This is a genomic window from Lysinibacillus sp. NPDC056232 (assembly GCF_042267565.1).
Classification (GTDB): Bacteria; Bacillota; Bacilli; order Bacillales_A; family Planococcaceae; genus Lysinibacillus.
On sequence record NZ_JBHJTF010000057.1, the window covers coordinates 8,513 to 25,937 of the forward strand.

20 protein-coding genes, 1 rRNA gene and 1 riboswitch are annotated in these 17,425 nt (G+C 37.6%); of the genes, 8 read left to right on the forward strand and 13 right to left on the reverse strand.

Annotation, left to right across the window (positions count from 1 at the left end; all coding sequences use genetic code 11):
* From ACFCYJ_RS25260 to ACFCYJ_RS25280, 5 genes are all read right to left on the reverse strand, one after another.
* Positions 1–324 (reverse strand): hypothetical protein (locus ACFCYJ_RS25260; RefSeq protein WP_376078463.1); only part of this gene is annotated, 324 nt, incomplete at its 3' end.
* Positions 325–363: 39 nt separating this feature from the next.
* Positions 364–2,559 carry a sensor histidine kinase gene (locus ACFCYJ_RS25265; protein ID WP_376078465.1) on the reverse strand — a complete coding sequence of 732 codons (2,196 nt, stop codon included), beginning with the start codon at positions 2,557–2,559 and terminating at the stop codon, positions 364–366.
* A gap of 15 nt (positions 2,560–2,574) precedes the next feature.
* Positions 2,575–2,730 carry a hypothetical protein gene (locus ACFCYJ_RS25270; RefSeq protein WP_376078467.1) on the reverse strand — a complete coding sequence of 52 codons (156 nt, stop codon included), beginning with the start codon at positions 2,728–2,730 and terminating at the stop codon, positions 2,575–2,577.
* On the reverse strand, positions 2,708–3,400 hold the full coding sequence (locus tag ACFCYJ_RS25275) for a response regulator transcription factor (protein ID WP_376078469.1): 693 nt from the start codon (positions 3,398–3,400) through the stop codon (positions 2,708–2,710). The genes ACFCYJ_RS25270 and ACFCYJ_RS25275 overlap by 23 nt, the downstream gene beginning before the upstream one ends.
* A gap of 84 nt (positions 3,401–3,484) precedes the next feature.
* On the reverse strand, positions 3,485–3,652 hold the full coding sequence (locus ACFCYJ_RS25280) for a hypothetical protein (RefSeq protein ID WP_376078471.1): 168 nt from the start codon (positions 3,650–3,652) through the stop codon (positions 3,485–3,487).
* A 12-nt stretch (positions 3,653–3,664) separates the two neighbouring features.
* Here ACFCYJ_RS25280 and ACFCYJ_RS25285 point away from each other — a divergent pair, with 12 nt between their 5' ends.
* Together ACFCYJ_RS25285 and ACFCYJ_RS25290 are read left to right on the forward strand one after the other, a co-directional pair.
* The gene (locus ACFCYJ_RS25285; protein ID WP_376078473.1) at positions 3,665–3,820 is read left to right on the forward strand and encodes a hypothetical protein; all 156 of its coding nucleotides are present in this window, start codon (positions 3,665–3,667) and stop codon (positions 3,818–3,820) included.
* 399 nt (positions 3,821–4,219) lie between these two features.
* Positions 4,220–4,450 carry a MerR family transcriptional regulator gene (locus ACFCYJ_RS25290; protein ID WP_376078474.1) on the forward strand — a complete coding sequence of 77 codons (231 nt, stop codon included), beginning with the start codon at positions 4,220–4,222 and terminating at the stop codon, positions 4,448–4,450.
* 53 nt (positions 4,451–4,503) lie between these two features.
* On the opposite strand, the gene ACFCYJ_RS25295 is transcribed toward ACFCYJ_RS25290, so the two are convergent.
* The 4 genes from ACFCYJ_RS25295 to ACFCYJ_RS25310 form a co-directional block, all read right to left on the reverse strand.
* Positions 4,504–5,490 carry a homoserine dehydrogenase gene (locus tag ACFCYJ_RS25295; protein ID WP_376078476.1) on the reverse strand — a complete coding sequence of 329 codons (987 nt, stop codon included), beginning with the start codon at positions 5,488–5,490 and terminating at the stop codon, positions 4,504–4,506.
* A 575-nt stretch (positions 5,491–6,065) separates the two neighbouring features.
* Positions 6,066–6,452 carry a hypothetical protein gene (locus ACFCYJ_RS25300; RefSeq protein ID WP_376078478.1) on the reverse strand — a complete coding sequence of 129 codons (387 nt, stop codon included), beginning with the start codon at positions 6,450–6,452 and terminating at the stop codon, positions 6,066–6,068.
* A gap of 322 nt (positions 6,453–6,774) precedes the next feature.
* Complete coding sequence (locus tag ACFCYJ_RS25305) at positions 6,775–8,076, reverse strand: O-acetylhomoserine aminocarboxypropyltransferase/cysteine synthase family protein (RefSeq protein WP_376078480.1); 1,302 nt, start codon at positions 8,074–8,076, stop codon at positions 6,775–6,777.
* Positions 8,077–8,194: 118 nt separating this feature from the next.
* Positions 8,195–8,308: riboswitch (SAM riboswitch) on the reverse strand.
* An 8-nt stretch (positions 8,309–8,316) separates the two neighbouring features.
* A complete protein-coding gene (locus tag ACFCYJ_RS25310; protein WP_376078482.1) occupies positions 8,317–8,646 on the reverse strand; it encodes a hypothetical protein in 330 nt (109 codons plus the stop codon).
* Between ACFCYJ_RS25310 and ACFCYJ_RS25315 the strand changes: the two genes are divergently transcribed.
* From ACFCYJ_RS25315 to ACFCYJ_RS25325, 3 genes are all read left to right on the forward strand, one after another.
* Positions 8,626–8,862: a hypothetical protein gene (locus ACFCYJ_RS25315; RefSeq protein WP_376078484.1), complete on the forward strand. Its 237-nt coding sequence runs from the start codon at positions 8,626–8,628 to the stop codon at positions 8,860–8,862. The two genes, ACFCYJ_RS25310 and ACFCYJ_RS25315, sit on opposite strands and share 21 nt — an antisense overlap.
* A 27-nt stretch (positions 8,863–8,889) precedes the next feature.
* Entirely contained in the window at positions 8,890–9,522 is a 633-nt protein-coding gene (locus ACFCYJ_RS25320) for a glycerol-3-phosphate acyltransferase (protein ID WP_376078485.1), read from the forward strand.
* 180 nt (positions 9,523–9,702) lie between these two features.
* Positions 9,703–11,184: a DASS family sodium-coupled anion symporter gene (locus ACFCYJ_RS25325; RefSeq protein WP_376078487.1), complete on the forward strand. Its 1,482-nt coding sequence runs from the start codon at positions 9,703–9,705 to the stop codon at positions 11,182–11,184.
* Positions 11,185–11,390: 206 nt separating this feature from the next.
* Here the strand turns inward: ACFCYJ_RS25325 and scpC are convergent, their stop codons facing one another.
* The gene (gene scpC / locus ACFCYJ_RS25330; protein WP_376078489.1) at positions 11,391–12,911 is read right to left on the reverse strand and encodes a succinyl-CoA:acetate CoA-transferase ScpC; all 1,521 of its coding nucleotides are present in this window, start codon (positions 12,909–12,911) and stop codon (positions 11,391–11,393) included.
* A gap of 283 nt (positions 12,912–13,194) precedes the next feature.
* Here scpC and chrR point away from each other — a divergent pair, with 283 nt between their 5' ends.
* Together chrR and ACFCYJ_RS25340 are read left to right on the forward strand one after the other, a co-directional pair.
* On the forward strand, positions 13,195–13,926 hold the full coding sequence (gene chrR / locus ACFCYJ_RS25335; protein WP_376078490.1) for a class II chromate reductase ChrR: 732 nt from the start codon (positions 13,195–13,197) through the stop codon (positions 13,924–13,926).
* Positions 13,927–14,067: 141 nt separating this feature from the next.
* The gene (locus tag ACFCYJ_RS25340; protein ID WP_376078492.1) at positions 14,068–14,538 is read left to right on the forward strand and encodes a peptide-methionine (S)-S-oxide reductase; all 471 of its coding nucleotides are present in this window, start codon (positions 14,068–14,070) and stop codon (positions 14,536–14,538) included.
* A gap of 419 nt (positions 14,539–14,957) precedes the next feature.
* Here ACFCYJ_RS25340 and ACFCYJ_RS25345 read toward each other — a convergent pair whose 3' ends face one another.
* Together ACFCYJ_RS25345 and ACFCYJ_RS25350 are read right to left on the reverse strand one after the other, a co-directional pair.
* Positions 14,958–15,323 (reverse strand): VOC family protein, encoded by a 366-nt coding sequence (locus ACFCYJ_RS25345; RefSeq protein ID WP_376078494.1) that lies wholly within the window; start codon positions 15,321–15,323, stop codon positions 14,958–14,960.
* A 53-nt stretch (positions 15,324–15,376) separates the two neighbouring features.
* Positions 15,377–16,240: a helix-turn-helix domain-containing protein gene (locus ACFCYJ_RS25350; protein ID WP_376078496.1), complete on the reverse strand. Its 864-nt coding sequence runs from the start codon at positions 16,238–16,240 to the stop codon at positions 15,377–15,379.
* Positions 16,241–16,697: 457 nt separating this feature from the next.
* Here ACFCYJ_RS25350 and ACFCYJ_RS25355 point away from each other — a divergent pair, with 457 nt between their 5' ends.
* Positions 16,698–17,162: a GNAT family N-acetyltransferase gene (locus ACFCYJ_RS25355; RefSeq protein ID WP_376078498.1), complete on the forward strand. Its 465-nt coding sequence runs from the start codon at positions 16,698–16,700 to the stop codon at positions 17,160–17,162.
* Positions 17,163–17,334: 172 nt separating this feature from the next.
* Here the strand turns inward: ACFCYJ_RS25355 and rrf are convergent.
* A 5S ribosomal RNA gene (rrf, locus tag ACFCYJ_RS25360) occupies positions 17,335–17,425 on the reverse strand; the annotation flags it as partial.

The following is a 17,425-nucleotide window of genomic DNA, read 5'->3' on the forward strand; positions in this document are numbered from 1 at the left end:
GGTATAAAGAGCCAGAGTGACGGATAATAACCAAAGCGACGGATTGATGGGCCAGAACGACGGATGATTGTGCCCAAGCGACGGTATAAAGAGCCAGAGTGACGGATAATAACCAAAGCGACGGATTGATGGGCCAGAACGACGGATGATTGTGCCCAAGCGACGGTATAAAGAGCCGGAGTGACGGATAGTAACCAAAGCGACGGATTGATGGGCCGGAACGACGGATGAATGAGTCCAAGCGACGGTATAAAGAGCCGGAGTGACGGATAGAACCGTCAAAATCGTGGATAGAACCGTCAAATCCGCGGATAGAACCGCCATAACAAAAACAGCGGCAAAATGATTGCCGCTGTTTCTTGTTTATGCTGTTGGAATTCGAACGATTACTTTAAATAAATCTCCATCTACTTCTATACTCATACGAGCACCATGCAAATCTACAATGGATTGTGCGATGGCTAGGCCTAGTCCTGAGCCTTCTGTATGGCGTGAGGCATCCGCTCGCTTAAAGCGTTCGAATAACTCATCGGCATTCTCGCTAATTTCGTATTTTGCAACATTTTTCACTGTGAATTCAGCATCACCTTCTGCTGTACGTTTTAATGTTACATAGACTCGTGTGCCTTCTAATGCATATTTCAATACATTAACGATTAGATTATCGATCAATCTCCACCATTTTTGTCCATCCACATACGCGTAGATTGGTTCATGTGGTTTTGTCATGCGTAAATCTAATTGAGCCTGTGCTAAATCTTCCTCATGCTCCCCTACTGCCTGCTGTACAAGCTGGGTTAAATCCACTCGACTGCGATGAAGCTCCATGTTACCACTCGCCATTTTAGATACTTCAAAAAGATCCTCAATTAGTAATTTTAGACGTTCTGATTTTTTATCAAGGATATGAATGTATTGCTGGCGCTCTTCCTCTGTAATAGCAGGATTTTTCAGTAAATCTGTATACGTAATAATAGATGTTAATGGCGTGCGTAAGTCGTGACTAACATTCGTAATAAGTTCTGTTTTTAAACGTTCACTTTTTGCCTGCTCATGCATAGACGTGCTTACGCCTTCTCTTAAATGATTAAGATTTTCGGCATGCTCCGCAAGTGGTGATTTGCCCATTACTTTGACATCACGGTTTAAACGTCCTTCTGCCATGTCTCTTGTATCCTTCATAATTCGATTTAAGTAACCCATTCTAGAAAGGAAAAGAAGCATAGCTGGAATACCGATCATCGCACAGAAGCCCAATACTAGAAAGGAGAATCCTCCACCTCTTAGCATAAAAGCAACAAGACTTCCACCACCAAAAAATGCTGCCCCAATCATGACAATGGAATGTAATGCAATGGAACGGTTTATAAATAAATCTGTGATTGATTCACCTAGTGACCATAAAACGCTACCTTTTAAGTTCTCCTCTAATTTCTGCGCTGTATTCACTCGATCATACAACCAAATTAGCTGTACAAAGAACAGCATAGCAATAATGATTAAGGCACCTATTTTAAACAATATATCCATTAAATGCCGTACATAATTATAGTCATAAAAATCATTTAATATCGAATAAAAAGCAGTATCAGATGTTATCAAATATGCGAATGCACTTATTAATAATAATACGATTGTGTAATCAATTTTCATCTTTGCAAAGGCTTCTTTTCCCTTTAAACCTTGTACCATCTGCAGTACTTCTTTACGCCCTTTCCATGAAAAAACAGCTGCGACAATACTCATTAACCATATAAAGGAGAAGGTATATTGACGGGTTTTAAAATTGTTATATCCCACCATGATGCTTTCTGCTTGTGCTGATTTTTTTGAGATAGTTATTATGCCAGTGTAATCAAAAGTTTCCCTAAGATCCTCCATACCGAAGCCGATACCAGTTTGATAAAAAATATTTTTTAAATAATCACTGATATTTGAAGTCGTTAATGGATGTTGCTCCGTAAACTTTATTTTGAAAGCACTACTATCTGAAACATTACCCGAACTAAATGTTTCACCTGTTTCAGTGTTCGTTAATTCATAAGACCATTGATTATTAATTTTCACGAAATTCTTTGCTTCTTCTTGTACTGCCTTTATATATTTATCAACAATCTCTTCTTTTTGAGTAAGAATTTTTTTGCGGACATGCTCATCATCCCCAAAATTAGTCGTAATATCTTTAATTTTGGCATCTCGCTCTTTCTCAAGCTTTGTTTTTAACTCCGTTGCATTTAAATTAGTAGCTTCTTGAATGCGCTCTGCATATTGGGCCTTAATATTCCCTATCTGTTCTCCTAATGTTCCATAGTGATTACGATGTTCCTCAATTTCACTTTGTGTCACCACAATTTTACTTTTAAAATCTTCGGCCTTCGGTACATTTAACACTAATGGTCCTAATTCCGACTGGAAATCATCAAGTTGGGGTTGTAAATTTTCAGATTGAAAATAAGACTTTCCAATATATCGATGCCCGACTTTTGAGAACGTAAAAATACCAAATATCACCCAGATTAAACATAAAAGAGCGAGAAGAGGTTTCCAATTTTTCACCATACTTTTAACTCCTCTCTAAAAAATTTTCTCGAGCAATTGTAACATCCCCGAAGAGCGGGCAGTTACTAACTGATAGGCATACACACCAAAATAAATTAGTCCAATAACCCCTGCTATAAAACCTGCGATTGTAACATAGTTCTCTATTTTATTTTTCCATTTTATAGCCAACGCCCCACACCACCTTTAAATAACGTGGATTTTTCGGATCTGCCTCGATTTTTTCACGTATTTTTCGAATGTGTACAGCCACAATATTTTCTGCATTGTAAGCTTCCTCATTCCATACACGCTCATAAATCTCTCCTATCGAAAATACACGCCCTGCATTTTTCATCAATAATTCCGTAATTTTATATTCGATTGGTGTTAATCGAACAGGCTCGCCTTCTAAGATGACTTCCTTTGCATCTTCATCTAAGACAAGTCCGTCGATTTCCACCTTCGCTGCGCCTTCATTGTACGTCCCAAGTTGTACATAACGTCGCAGCTGCGATTTCACCCGAGCCAATAGCTCTAACGGATGAAAAGGCTTTGTAACGTAATCATCTGCACCTACAGATAGACCATGAATTTTGTCGCCATCCTCCGCCTTTGCACTAAGCATAATAATTGGAATATTGAGCTCTTCTCTAATTTTAAACGTCGCTGTTATTCCATCCATATTTGGCATCATAATATCTAAAATAATTAAATGTACTTCATTGGTTTCTAATTTTTCGAGTGCCTCTAAGCCGTCAGCAGCTTTTATGACATTGTAGCCTTCATTCTTTAAATAGATTTCAATACCATCACGAATATCTTGATCATCGTCTGTTACAAGAACTGTTAGTTTCGTCATGATATACACCTCGCTCTCAATTAATAGTGTACCTTTTAAATCTTAAAAACCAGTTATTATAAAAATGAAGAATTTCTTAAGGTTTTAACTTCTGTCAGCGGGTGTCCAAACATCCGCTGACATAAAGGTGCTCAGTCTAAGAACGCCACGTCCTGTGGCAATGACTGAGTGACCAACATCGTGCTGCTGACGCTGCGTTAGCACTACGCTTTCGCACAGAAACATCCGCTTCGCTGCAGGTTCTCGGGCCAACAGATGTTTTTTTTGCGTGAAAGCGAAGCGGCAGCGGCACCGATGTTGGTCACGAAGGCGTTATCACTGGATGTGATGGTTTTAGTCTTCGTTCCTCTATCGCTGATCCCCGAGAAGTCGCCCAGTCGTAACGAAGATCAACTTATATACAGGGCATATGTAAATTAGCAATTAGCAAAACAGCAATAAATATAATAAATTAATCTTACATGTTCCTAATCTAAAAATTGTATTGTATGACTTGTCCTCAAAGCGTTTTACATCCTTCTAATGTCAATAACATAGTATCCCTTCTAAACAAAAAAAAGACAGGGATGCTATCAATCGTTCAAATAGTTGTACCTGTTAGACGAATTAATTAGAAAAAAAGACATCGGACTAAAGCAATGCTCGAAGTAGAAAAATGGGCAGTGCTAATAATAGTCCCCCACAACCCATTAACATTAATAATACAGATTTATCAAAAAGTAAACAATTACCATTTTCCTTTTTCTTTCATTTATTAACCCATAGTAGGCTTTCTATTAAAGGGAGGTTATAATAAAAACAACAAAAGGAGCGAAATTTATGTATAAAACAATTGAAGAAACAGCCCTCGAACTTGGTATGCCAGAGGATCAAATACTTCGCCTAGTTTACGAGGGCCGTATTCGTTCAGTATACGACGGGGATCAAATACTGATTAATAGCGGGCAGTTCAGCACTTATTTTGAGCAATTAGATCGTATTAAAGAGGAAATTGAAATTTGGCGGAATACACCTATTCCAGAGGATATTGATGTTAAAGATGAGGATTAAAAAAAATGCCTATCATTCAAACAAGTTGAACATTGTTGAATGATAGGCATCTATTATATTGTTACGACAAATCCAGCCCGCTTACCGATAATTTCCGCATAATCCTCAACCATAACACTAGCTGTCGGATACATACCTGCCCCAGGTCCAATTAGCGTTAATGTGCCAATATAATTAGTATCCAATGCCACAGCATTATTGACGTCATCAACTGGATAAAGTGGGTGTTCTTTATCAACTAATTGCGGCCCAACCTTCGCGACCACTTTACCATCTGCTAGCTTCTCAACCTCAGCTACATGGCGATAACGCAAGCCTTTTTCACACGCTTCTTTTACTTGCTCTGCCGAAATGCTATCAATTCCGACTACTTCGACCTCAGACCAGTCTGGTTGTTCACCAAATGCCAAAGCACTTAAAATCATTAATTTTTTGAAGGCGTCCTGTCCGGATATATCATTATATGGATCTGCCTCCGCATAACCTAAATTTTGCGCCTCTTTTAATGCAGTGTCGAACGACCAGCCCTGTGAACGCATTTTCGTTAAAATATAGTTGGATGTCCCATTTAAAACACCCTGAATACGACTAACATCATTGACAAGCAAGATGTTTTTCATCGTTTTAATAACTGGTACACCGCCAGCAGTCGTTGCCTCAAAGCCTACAAAAACACCGTTTGCTTTTGCAAGATCCTGTAGCTCCAAGCCTCGTTTTGCAAACATTACTTTGTTAGCTGTGATGACATGACATTTATGTTCAACAGCGCGCTTTAAATAAGTAAATGCTGGCTCCTCGTTGACGATCGCCTCAAAAACAACCTGCATACCTGGTTCCGCTAAGACTTCATCCATACTAGTTGTCATTAAATGTGCTGTCCCTGGTACACGTTCACGGCTGGCGTCTGTAACTAAAATTTTTGCTACTTCTAGCTCGATTCCTAATTTATTTTTAAGCTCTTCACGCTTTTCGTTTAATATATGGTAAATTCCTTGACCTACCGTTCCAAATCCTAATATAGCTGCCTTTATAGTTGCCATTTCTGTTATTCCCTCCAACTTACATTCCGCAGTTTCATTATATTTCGTCTCAGCTTAATTCGTACAGATTTTGAATTGTTCGCCGACTTTACAAAGCAGGTCAGTTTGCCTTGTTTAACACTTCGTTTTCAGACAGATATTTAGTCATGGTGTTTCACGTTCCCTACAAAAAAATTCTGACTGAAGATACAAAGTTTGTGAAACACACAAATTCAAATAATTCGAAATTCAACTTAAAGAAAATTGTAACGCAAATACATACATTGCACAAGAAAAATCTTTCTAGGATGGACATTTGTTTCCTCTAGAAGTGCAAAGGAAATCGTTTTCATTCCTTTATTATATGATTTTTCACTTGATCTATAATAATTGAACAAATATTGACGACGATTCTTATTAAAGAAATAAAAACCTTTCTTCTATTATATATATGTATGTAAATACATTCATAAAAATTGTTCTTTTGAAATATATCAATAATTTTTTTTCAATTATGCCAGTATATCTTCCAACATCTAATTAAAAAGCTCATTCCCTGTAGCAGCAGAGAATGAGCACAAATTTATGAGGGATAATTAACTAGCTTTGGCTAGCCATTTATAACGATATTGTGTTAGAGCTTGTTGCACCAGTCTTATTTCCTCTAGCGTAAAATTTGGTATTGCATACGTACGTTCAACTAATTGGAACGTTCCGTATTTTAAGTAATACTCTGTCGCAGGTAGAGGAATATGACTTGCTCCATAGCCTTCATAAGCTTCAAAAACTTCTTTTACTGTATAGCCTTCCTCTTTGACATAAACAATTTCCTTAAAAGCTGAATGTCCAAAGATCTCTTGCCATGTACTCTCAACTGATGCAAGTATGTTTTGAATGGACATGTTGTTCACAAACACATGACCTTCATTTAACTCATAAATAAGATAAGATGCAATGTTTTGCGCACTATACACATTTCCCATTTAAAACACTCCTTTATCATCAGTTTTGGTAGATAGGAGTAGCTACTGGCTGAGCAACTACTCCCCTTCATATATTCAAAAGTGGGGGAGCACTTATGAAAACTAAATGTCGAACGCTTTTCTTATTTCCTAGTATAAAGCAAGGAATTAAGTGAGTCAACAATACTTATAAAATTACTAGGTATTATTTTTAAAGAGATTCAGTTACCCTCACCAAATGAGGCAAGCGGATGATGCAGCAACGATTTACGCATTACCAAATGAGGCCTATCGAATGAGAAAATACGTAAACGCTACAACATTAGCCAATGTCTTTTATTTATTAAGCTTCTACTTGTTGTTGTGAAGCTGTTACTTGTTTAATAGCTTGTTCTAAATCTGCAATAATGTCCTCTACTGCCTCTAAACCGATGGATAAGCGAATGAGCGACTCGGTTACGCCAGTTTGGATTAGCTCCTCAGCTGATAGTTGTTGATGTGTAGTAGATGCTGGATGGATAATTAATGATTTAGCATCCCCTACATTTGCTACGTGCGAGAATAATTTCACACTATCGATTAATTTACGCCCTGCTTCACGTCCACCTTTAATACCAAATGTAAGCACTGAACCGAAGCCATTTCTCAAATATTTTTTAGCTAACTCATGGGTAGGGAAATCTTCTAAGCCATTGTAATTTACATATTCCACAGATGGGTGGTTTCGTAAATATTCAGCTACCGCTAATGCATTTTCATTATGTTTAGGAATACGCAAATGAAGCGTTTCTAAACCTTGTAATAAATTAAATGCTGCGTCTGCACTTAATGTTGGTCCAAAGTCGCGTAGTAATTGCACTCGCAGTTTTGTGGCAAATGCAGCCGATGCTGTGTCTATACCATAACGCAAACCGTGATAAGAAGCATCTGGCTCAGTAAAGCCTGGGAAACGTCCACGAGTCCAATCAAACTTCCCTGCATCTACTACAACGCCACCTAAAGTTGTACCGTGGCCGCCAATCCATTTTGTTGCGGAATGAACTACGATATCTGCACCGAAGTCAATTGGTGTAGAGCCATACGGTGAAGCAAATGTGCTATCAATAATTAATGGCAAGCCGTTTTCATGTGCTATATTCGCTACTGCTTCAATGTCTAGCACTTTTAAACTTGGGTTACCGTAAATTTCAGCGAACACCGCTTTTGTTTTATCCGTAATAGCTGATCGGAAATTTTCCGGATTTGTTTCGTCTACAAAAATTGTTTTAATACCGTAGTTTGGTAGTGTGTTGGCCAATAAATTATAAGTACCTCCGTATAAAGAGCTACCTGCAACAATTTCATCCCCTGCCCCAGCAAGATTTAAAATTGAAAATGCAATAGCTGCTGCACCAGATGAAAGTGCTACCGCTGCTGTACCGCCTTCTAATAAAGCGACGCGTTTTTCAAAAACATCTACAGTTGGGTTTGTAATTCTTGTGTAAATATTGCCGGCTTCCTCTAAGGCAAAAAGACGTTGCGCATGAGCAGTGTCTTTAAAAACGAATGCCGTTGAGCGATATACGGGTACTGTACGAGATCCTGTTACCGGGTCTGGCTCTTGGCCACCGTGTAACAGCAATGTTTCTGGTTTAAAATTTGTCATTGTATACCTCCAAATGGTTATTTTTTTTACGATGGTACCGGAGATGAGGAGGATTTTTTCAGTAGAAAACAAAAACCCTCTTCAGCTAAGAAGAGGGTTGCGGTTGCAAGTTTTCCTCCCCTTATCTGCCAGATCCAAGTAAGAATCTGTAGGAATTAGCACCTTAGCAAGTTCGTCACTTACTGGTTGCTGGGCATCATAGGGCCTATCCCTCCGCCGCTCTTGATAAGAGTATGAGATTCAATTTCCATCGTTGTTACAAAGTATAAACATAGACTTTTTCTCTGTCAACACTAAAATTTTATTTTTTCCGAAACTTCTGTCTGCTTTTTTACGTAATACGAACGCATACATTATTTTAGTGTTACATAGCTCATCACTAAAAGTTTCGGGGTGAAATTTGTTAAAATGTACGCCCTTTTTATAAGTTGATTGTAGTGGAGACTGGGCGACTCCTTGGGGATCAGCAATAGAGGAACGAAGGCTAAAACCATCACGTCCTGTGATAACGCCTTCGTGACCAACATCGGTGCTGTTGCTGTCGCTTCGTTGCACTACGCTTTCGCGCAAAAAACATCTGTTGGCCCGAGACCCTGGAGCGCAGCGGATGTTTTCTGTGCGAAAGCGAAGCGACAGCAACAAAAGCGGCTCATCGGACGCCCCCAGGAAGCTCTGCTCTGCGCGAAAGCGAAGCGTCAGCGGCAAATGTTTTATCTGTGCGAAAGCGAAGTGGCAGCAACAAAGCGCCCAGTCGGAACGGAAATCAACCACACATTTTGGTCATGAGCTTATTATTTAGAAAGGAGGACTTTTATGATAAAAGCCGTTATTATTTTTCTTCTTGTTGGTTATTTAATTGGCTGTGTTCACGGCTCTAAAGTTGCTCAATTTTTATCTGGGGTAGATTTAAAAAAGACTGGATATGGCAATGCAGGTGCCTCTAACGCAACACTCTCCCTTGGATGGAAATACGGCGTATTAGTTGCACTTATCGACATCGGTAAAGGCGTTGCCGCTATTATCGGTGCACATGCCTACCTCGCAGATCTAACACAATTAACAGAAATACACGTTTGGCTCTTTACCTATATCGTAGCTACCGGTGTCATTCTTGGTCATAATTTCCCATTTTATATGGGCTTCAACGGTGGCAAAGGTACCGCTTCAATCATAGGAATATTACTTGCGATTGATTGGAAAATCGGCTTATTTGCACTCATTTTATTTGTTATTTTATCTTTCCTGACGAACTATTTAATTATCGGTGTACTTGTATTTTATCTCGTTTTTTGTATAGCCACATATTTATGGATTCCTGGAATATACCCAACGATTATAGCCCTACTTCTTTTTGGTATAGCCATCATTTTGCATATCGAAAATATTAAACGATTGATGCTAGGAACTGAGCCTAAAGTTACTTCAGCATTTAAAAAGAAAAAATAATATATTTTGGATATTATTGTCTTTTCTATGACCGCGTATTTTCTCGTAACTGCCCATTATCGCTATAAATAGAGAGCATTTCACACACTAGTTTTTTTTACAATAAATAGACAAATTACTTTCTTAATAAAGCATTCTACTAGTCGATGTTATAGAAAATACTAGAAAGGGTGAGAAAGTATGTCTACTTCTGAACAAGCAAAACCGAAACGTAATTTGAAGCCACTCTGGATTGCATTAGCATTCGCATCACTAATCGTCATAACTTTTTTACCTAACAGCGGCGATTTACCTATAGCAGGACAACGGGCTTTGGCTATCTTAGCTTTCGCGGTCATCCTTTGGGTTACAGAAGCAGTATCCTATCCCGTTAGCTCTGCCATGATTATTGCTCTCGTCACAATCTTACTAGGCTTAGCTCCGTCACTGGAAGATCCAACGAAAGTGCTAGGAACATCAGATGCATTAAAATTAGCATTAAGCGGATTTAGTAATTCAGCAGTTGCACTAGTAGCCGCAGCTCTTTTCCTAGCGGCAGCCATGCAAATTACCAATTTACATAAACGTCTTGCGCTATGGATCCTTTCACTAGTAGGAACAAAAACGAAAGCCATAGTATTCGGTGCTATTTTAGTATCTATTGCACTTGCATTCTTTGTCCCTTCTGCTACTGCACGTGCAGGCGCAGTTGTGCCAATACTACTCGGAATGGTAGCAGCATTTGGTCTACCACGTGATAGTCGACTTGCTGCTTTACTTGTCATTACCTCTGTACAAGCTGTCTCCATTTGGAATATCGGTATTAAGACGGCAGCAGCTCAAAATATGGTCGCTTTAAATTTCATCAAAGAACAATTTGGTGTTGATATTTCTTGGGGTGCTTGGTTGCTTTACGCTGCCCCCTTCTCAATCATCATGTCAGTGGCTCTATTTTTCATTATGACTACACTAATTAAGCCTGAAACAAGTAATATCGAAGGTGGTAAAGAAGTAATCAAAAAACAGCTTGCGGAACTTGGTCCATTAAAAGCTCCCGAAATTCGATTAATCATCACATCGGTCGTTTTACTATTTTTCTGGGCTACAGAGGGCAAACTCCACCCATTCGATACGACAACCGTCACAATCGTTGCAATCGCCATTTTATTAATGCCAAAAATCGGAGTCTATTCGTGGAAGCAAGTTGAACCTCATATTCCTTGGGGGACAATTATCGTCTTTGCAGTAGGAATTATGCTAGGAACAGTCTTACTTAATACTAAAGGTGCATCTTGGTTATCTGATAAAGTATTCGGTTCACTCGGTTTAGATTCTATGCCAATTCTTGCAACAATTGCGCTTGTCACTTTATTTAATATTCTTATTCATTTAGGCTTTGCGAGTGCAACAAGCCTAGCATCTGCGCTTATACCAGTATTTATCGTTTTAGCCTCAACATTAACGGCTAATGTCGATCAGGTTGGTTTCGTTATCGTGCAACAATTCGTTATTAGCTTTGGCTTCCTCTTACCTATTAGTGCACCGCAAAATATGCTTGCCTATGGTACAGGAGCCTTTACAACAAAGGATTTCTTAAAATCTGGTATTCCATTAACGATTATTGGGTACATCCTAGTTCTTCTATTCTCCGCAACGTATTGGAAATGGATTGGATTATTGTAAGGAGGAAATTTGTAGCCAGGCTTTTCTGTGGGTACCTGTTCACTTCGGTGGCCACCTGAGCGTTTTGTCGGCTTACCTGATCACTTTGTGGATCAACCCGATCACTTAGAGACCTTGTTTGACCCGAGCTTTCCGCGAAATACGTTCTTAACAACTAAAAGCCTTGAAGGAACATATCAACTGTCCTTCAAGGCTTTTTCGATTTATTATTTCGATAAGGCTGGGTTCTTCATCGTACCATTTTTTGCGTAATTCACATGCCATGAGAGCGCTTTTTCTAGAATATGTGGCGTATGATGTCCACCAGTCGCTTCATTAGCATCGTTAAAATACTTCCATAATTGCTCACGATATTCTGGGTGTGCACAGTTATCGATAATGAGCCTAACCCGTTCTTTTGGAGCAAGCCCACGTAGGTCTGCTACTCCTTGCTCTGTTACGATGACGTCTACATCATGCTCTGTATGGTCTACATGCGATACCATTGGAACGATACTAGAAATATTTCCGCCTTTCGCGTAAGATTTCGTGACGAAAATACCTAATCGTGCATTACGCGCAAAGTCTCCAGAGCCGCCGATTCCATTCATCATTTTTGTGCCAGAAACATGTGTAGAATTCACATTCCCGTAAATATCCACTTCTAATGCCGTATTAACAGAAATTAACCCGAGTCGGCGAATAATTTCTGGTTGGTTAGAAATCTCTTGCGGACGTAATACTAGTTTATCTGTATATTTTTCAAAATTACCATAAACTCTATTTCCAACTTCCTCGGAAAGTGTAATAGAAGTAGCAGATGCGAAGTTTACCTTTCCGGCATCAATTAATTCGAATACCGCGTCTTGCAGTACTTCTGAATATACTTCTAAGTTCTCAAACTCGGAATCTTTAAAACCTAATAAAACGGCATTGGCTACTGAGCCTACACCCGACTGAATAGGTCTTAAGCTTGTTGTTAAACGACCCACTTTAATTTCTTCGCGTAGGAAATTTAATAAATGATTAGCCATAATATCCGTTTCTTCATCCGCAGGAACAATCGTTGATGGCGCATCTAAAATATCTGAAATCACAATGCCTTTTACTTTATTTAAATCTAGTGGTATACCAATTTTGCCAAGCCGATCGGATACATTTTGCAATGAAATAGGATCACGTTCCCCCTGTAGTCCTGGTATAAAAATATCATGGACACCCTCTAATTCATCAAGCTGAGCTACGTTCAACTCAATGATTATTTGGTCTGCCTCTTGCACAAAAATCGGAGAGTTACCAACTGAAGTTGTAGGAATTAGTAAGCCGTCTTCTGTAATAGCAGCTGCTTCAATAATCGCAAAATCAATAGGACCAATAATACCTTGACGTACTAACTCCGCATTATGTGATAGATGCGCATCAACAAATGTGATTTCACCACTGTTGATTTTGTTACGAATGCCGGCATCTGCTTGGAAAGGTCCACGTTTACGAATAACGCCAGCTTCCGCTAAGTATTGGTCAACTTCTGGGCCAAGTGATGCACCTGTATATACATCTACCTGGAAGCTCTCTTTTTTAGCTTTTTCCACAAGTGCAAGAGGTACCACTTTAACATCACCAGCGCGTGTAAACCCGCTCATCCCAAGTACCATCCCATCCTTAATCCAAGATGCTGCTTCTTCTGCTGTTACAACCTTGCTCCGTAGCTGTTCATTACGAAGCTTTTTCGCCAACTTTTCTGCCATTCCTTATTCCTCCATCCTACTTTATTTTTTAACTAGATTACTCGGTTTAATCCTCCTGGTATAGTCATCCAATTATTAGAAATCTAACCAAATAAACTGTTCACACATAATTTTAAACTATTTAGAATTTTTAATCTATAACTAACAAAATATTTAATTTTACGAGATATTTTATGCATTCGCAAATTATCTGAAAATAACTTCAATATCGAAAAAATTCGATTTTGAAGAAAAAGCGTGATATGCTCTTGATATATACAAAGAGGAAAAGGAGATTTAATAAATGGTTAAAGAATTATTACGTAACCACTCTTCGGTTCGTATTTATGATGGAAATCCGATTTCAAAGGAAATTATTGAAGAATTAATTGCTACTGCACAAATGGCTGCTACATCACATTTTGTGCAAGCTTATAGTGTTATTTGGGTAACAGATGAGGAGAAAAAAGAAAAACTAGGGTTACTCTCTGGTAATCCTCGTCAATACGAAACTTCTGGCGGTGCCTTTGTCTTCTGTGTTGATTTCAAACGTCTTCAATCGGCAGGCAAATTAGAAGGTGTGGACATTGTCGCTGATTCCGCAGAAAACGTACTTGTTGGAGTAGCCGATGTAGCATTATTCGCGCAAAACTTTGTCGTTGCTGCAGAATCTATGGGATATGGAATTTGTTACATTGGAGGCGTGCGTAATAAGCCTGAAGAAATCAGCGAATTATTCAATCTACCTGACTATGTTTTCCCACTATTCGGCTTAACAATTGGGGTTCCCGCTCGTCGCAATGAAGTAAAACCTCGTTTACCTGTTGCAGCAGTATTACATGAAAATGAATACAATGCAGAAAAATACGAGGCGCTTTTACCAGCTTACAACGACACAATGGAAGCATACTATAATAATCGCTCATCCAATCGAAAAATTGATAACTGGACAAAGCAAATGGCGGATTTTTTAATTGAACAACGCCGTCCTCATATCAAAGATTTCTTAGCGAAAAAGGGTTTTAATTGGAAATAATCTCGTCAACAAGCTATGTGGAGTTCCTATCGCATGATAGTAACTTCACTTTTTTTCTTACAGTTTTCTTTGGCTTCTAAAAGCTACGATAAATCAAAGGGATTAAATCAATGGACTTTTTAAACAAAGAGGAGCGTCAATATGGAAGTAGTATATATTGCAGGTGGATGTTTATGGGGAGTACAAGCTTTTATAAAAACTTTACCTGGAGTTAAGTTTACAGAAGCAGGAAGAGCTAATGGAACAAGCCATACACTTGAGGGTGATTACGATGGATACGCCGAATGTGTAAAAACAGGATTTGATCCGACAGTTGTAACAATCAGGGAATTAATGGGATATTTATTTGAAATCATTGATCCATACAGTTTGAATAAACAAGGACAGGATGTTGGCGAGAAATACAGAACAGGAATATATAGTGAAAAGTCTGAACACTTAAATGAGGCGAAGGCGTTTCTTGGTGAGAGAAATGATCGTGACCTTATAGTCGTTGAAGTATTACCTCTTACAAACTATTTGAGAAGTGCAGAAGAACATCAAGATAGGTTAGCTAGATGTCCAGATGATTATTGTCATATTCCAGAAGAAATATTAAATAGGTATAAGTAAGAGAGATATTAAAAGATGGTATGGGATTTATAGTTTTCAGAAATGCTTTACCATATAATAAAGGGAACAGAACTGTTTAATCATTTTCAACGATCGGGCGAAGATTGTTGAATAAGCGTCTCGGTTCTTCTTAAACTAACGGTGGTGTTAATTAAAGATCATTGAGTTGCACTTGCGGCTCTTTTATCTTTATTGAACTAACGGTGCAGGTTAGTTCAATAGCGTTGTTTAACTTGTGTTCAACAATCGGGCCAGATTGTTGAATAAATAACGTTGGTTTCACATAAAGCAAGATGAACCGTATTACAAATAGTGATAAAGTAAAGAGTAAAAATCCCTCTAGATTATGAAGTTTACATAGGTTAACATAAAAAGAAGGAGACCGTTCATGTTATTTAGACGGTCTCCTTTTGTTTTTCTTAAACTTGTACTTCACTCATCAATGCAAGAGTATTATCTTCTGTATCTTTAAAAAATACCATCCATGTTTCTGTTTGTCCCATTTTAGCTACAACATGTGGTTCGTCGATAAAAGTAACTTCTTTACCTAATATATCTTTAATATTACTTACTTCATAATAAATTACTGAGCTTAAAAGCGCGAATTCCTCTTTTTCTGGAAGTGTTAACATGAGCCGCAATCCATTGCATTCAAAGAATGCCATATTATTAGTGTTGAACAAAAGCGAGAGACCTAATTTCTCTTTATAAAAATCTATTGCTCTATTTAAATTTTTTACAGGTACTCCGATTTGTCCAATTTTTTTGATTGTTTTATTTTCCATAATACTTTTCCCCCTTCAAATTATCAGATTATAAAAAGAATAAATTATTTTATCTAATTTTTCTTATCCAATATCACCTTTTTACGATATTCATTAGGAGATATGCCAACATGTTGCTTAAACATTTTGCTAAAGGATACAGGATTTTGAAATCCGAGTTTAAAGGTAATATCGGTCATATTATTACTTAATTCTGCTAAAAGTTGTTTTGCTTTTATTATTCTAAACTCTGAAATATGCTGATGAGGAGTTTTACCATATATTTGTGTATATGTTCTTAATAAATGATTTGGAGATAGACAAGCAATGCGTGAAATATCATTTAATTTAATGGTTTTGTCATAATAGGCTCTTATATAATCATGAGCTATACATATCCTTCTATATAATTCTTCACGCGTAGAAGTACGTATTGCACTTAAAGATTCAACTTCCTTATACGTATTAAAATGTTCATTCAAAATAGATTGCATTAATTTATGAAATAGTTCTTCATAACCAATAGAATTAATTTCGAGACTAGGTAAAATATGTTTAAAAGCTTCAAGTTGAATAGATAAAGTATTATTTTTATGATAGGTTTTATCAAAAAAGGAAATGGAACTTGTATTCATGAATGGATCGCTGAGAAGATTATCGCTTGTTTCTTTTAATGTTTTAAAGACTTCTGCTGCAAACCCATCTTTAAAGAAAACACAAAAAGATTCCACCTCCTTTGTTTCATCAATTGAAATTGTGTACGAACCTTCATTAAGGAGCAGGTATCTACTATCTTCAACAGCAAACATGCCTTTATTAGTCTTATAATGGGCTTTACCATTAGAAAATGTTTTTATGGACAGTTGGCCAACTCCTTCCCAGTAAAATTGGTCACTTTTTGCATGTAAAACGAAATTGGTAGAATCATTTTTTGACATAATACAATCTCCATAATAGACATCTTTATTTTTTCATAACTTCATTATACATAAAAATGGAATCTAAGTATTACACATATATATTACTAATGAATTTGGTTGGACCATATCTCAAATAATTTATGGAAATAAAGTTATTCAACAATCGGGCGCGATTGTGGAAGAAGCGTCGCTGTTCTTATTAAACTCCCATGAAAGAACTTAATCATCTTTCATTTTCTGTGGTGTAGCGCTGGTTTTTGCGCTACATGGATGGCTAACGGGTGCTTTAGTTGAACAAGAGCTACAAAAAAATAATCAAACATATTTATAAAAACTGTTTACTAAATTACAGGAAAGAAAGTATTTTGATCAATGCGTAGAAGCAAATAACAAAAACAATGACCGGCTCCAGGTATCATTGTGAGAAATTTTGAAAAAATGTTAAAATTTAAAAATAGAATAGGAGGAAAATAAATTGATTACATTAAAACCTATGAACAAAGAAGAGTTCAAACAATATATCAGTTATGCAATTGAAGACTATGCAAAAGACAAGATTGCTTCCGGAAATTGGAGTGAAGATGAAGCGCTTGACTTGTCGAGGGAATCATTTGAACGACTACTACCACAAGATGAGAAGACCGAGAATAATCATTTATTCTCTATCTTTCACAACGATATCCTAGTTGGAATGATTTGGATTTCACAAAAAGCGCCTACAAATCCTAATGAAGGTTTTATATATGATTTTGTGATTTTTGAGCAATATCAAGGGCAGGGGTATGGCAAGAAAGCAATGAGAGAAGCTGAAATTATTGCTAAAGAATTAGGTATGAATAAAATTGGTCTCAACGTTTTTGGTCATAATAAAATTGCACGTGGCTTATATGAAAAAATGGGTTATGAAATTACGAATATAACAATGGCTAAAACAATTTGATAGTGTAATACCAAAATCCAAGTACTCAATTAATTTTGAGCCTGGGCTTTTTTTATATAACGTCTCTTTGCTGTTGGTATTGGAGACACTTCTTCAACTAATGAGGTAGAGTTAACTTACTAAAAAATTGCATACAAAAAAGCCGAGGAATAAATCCTCGACTTTTTTAGGTGCCTAGCGACGTCCTACTCTCACAGGGGGAAGCCCCCAACTACCATCGGCGCTAAAGAGCTTAACTTCCGTGTTCGGTATGGGAACGGGTG

Coding starts and splice junctions, on each gene's coding strand:
- ACFCYJ_RS25265 (WP_376078465.1), bottom strand. CDS start 2,559: ATGGTGAAAAATTGGAAACCTCTTCTCGCTCTTTTATGTTTAATCTGG.
- ACFCYJ_RS25275 (WP_376078469.1), bottom strand. CDS start 3,400: ATGACGAAACTAACAGTTCTTGTAACAGACGATGATCAAGATATTCGT.
- ACFCYJ_RS25290 (WP_376078474.1), top strand. CDS start 4,220: ATGTATAAAACAATTGAAGAAACAGCCCTCGAACTTGGTATGCCAGAG.
- ACFCYJ_RS25295 (WP_376078476.1), bottom strand. CDS start 5,490: ATGGCAACTATAAAGGCAGCTATATTAGGATTTGGAACGGTAGGTCAA.
- ACFCYJ_RS25300 (WP_376078478.1), bottom strand. CDS start 6,452: ATGGGAAATGTGTATAGTGCGCAAAACATTGCATCTTATCTTATTTAT.
- ACFCYJ_RS25305 (WP_376078480.1), bottom strand. CDS start 8,076: ATGACAAATTTTAAACCAGAAACATTGCTGTTACACGGTGGCCAAGAG.
- ACFCYJ_RS25320 (WP_376078485.1), top strand. CDS start 8,890: ATGATAAAAGCCGTTATTATTTTTCTTCTTGTTGGTTATTTAATTGGC.
- ACFCYJ_RS25325 (WP_376078487.1), top strand. CDS start 9,703: ATGTCTACTTCTGAACAAGCAAAACCGAAACGTAATTTGAAGCCACTC.
- scpC (WP_376078489.1), bottom strand. CDS start 12,911: ATGGCAGAAAAGTTGGCGAAAAAGCTTCGTAATGAACAGCTACGGAGC.
- chrR (WP_376078490.1), top strand. CDS start 13,195: ATGGTTAAAGAATTATTACGTAACCACTCTTCGGTTCGTATTTATGAT.
- ACFCYJ_RS25340 (WP_376078492.1), top strand. CDS start 14,068: ATGGAAGTAGTATATATTGCAGGTGGATGTTTATGGGGAGTACAAGCT.
- ACFCYJ_RS25345 (WP_376078494.1), bottom strand. CDS start 15,323: ATGGAAAATAAAACAATCAAAAAAATTGGACAAATCGGAGTACCTGTA.
- ACFCYJ_RS25350 (WP_376078496.1), bottom strand. CDS start 16,240: ATGTCAAAAAATGATTCTACCAATTTCGTTTTACATGCAAAAAGTGAC.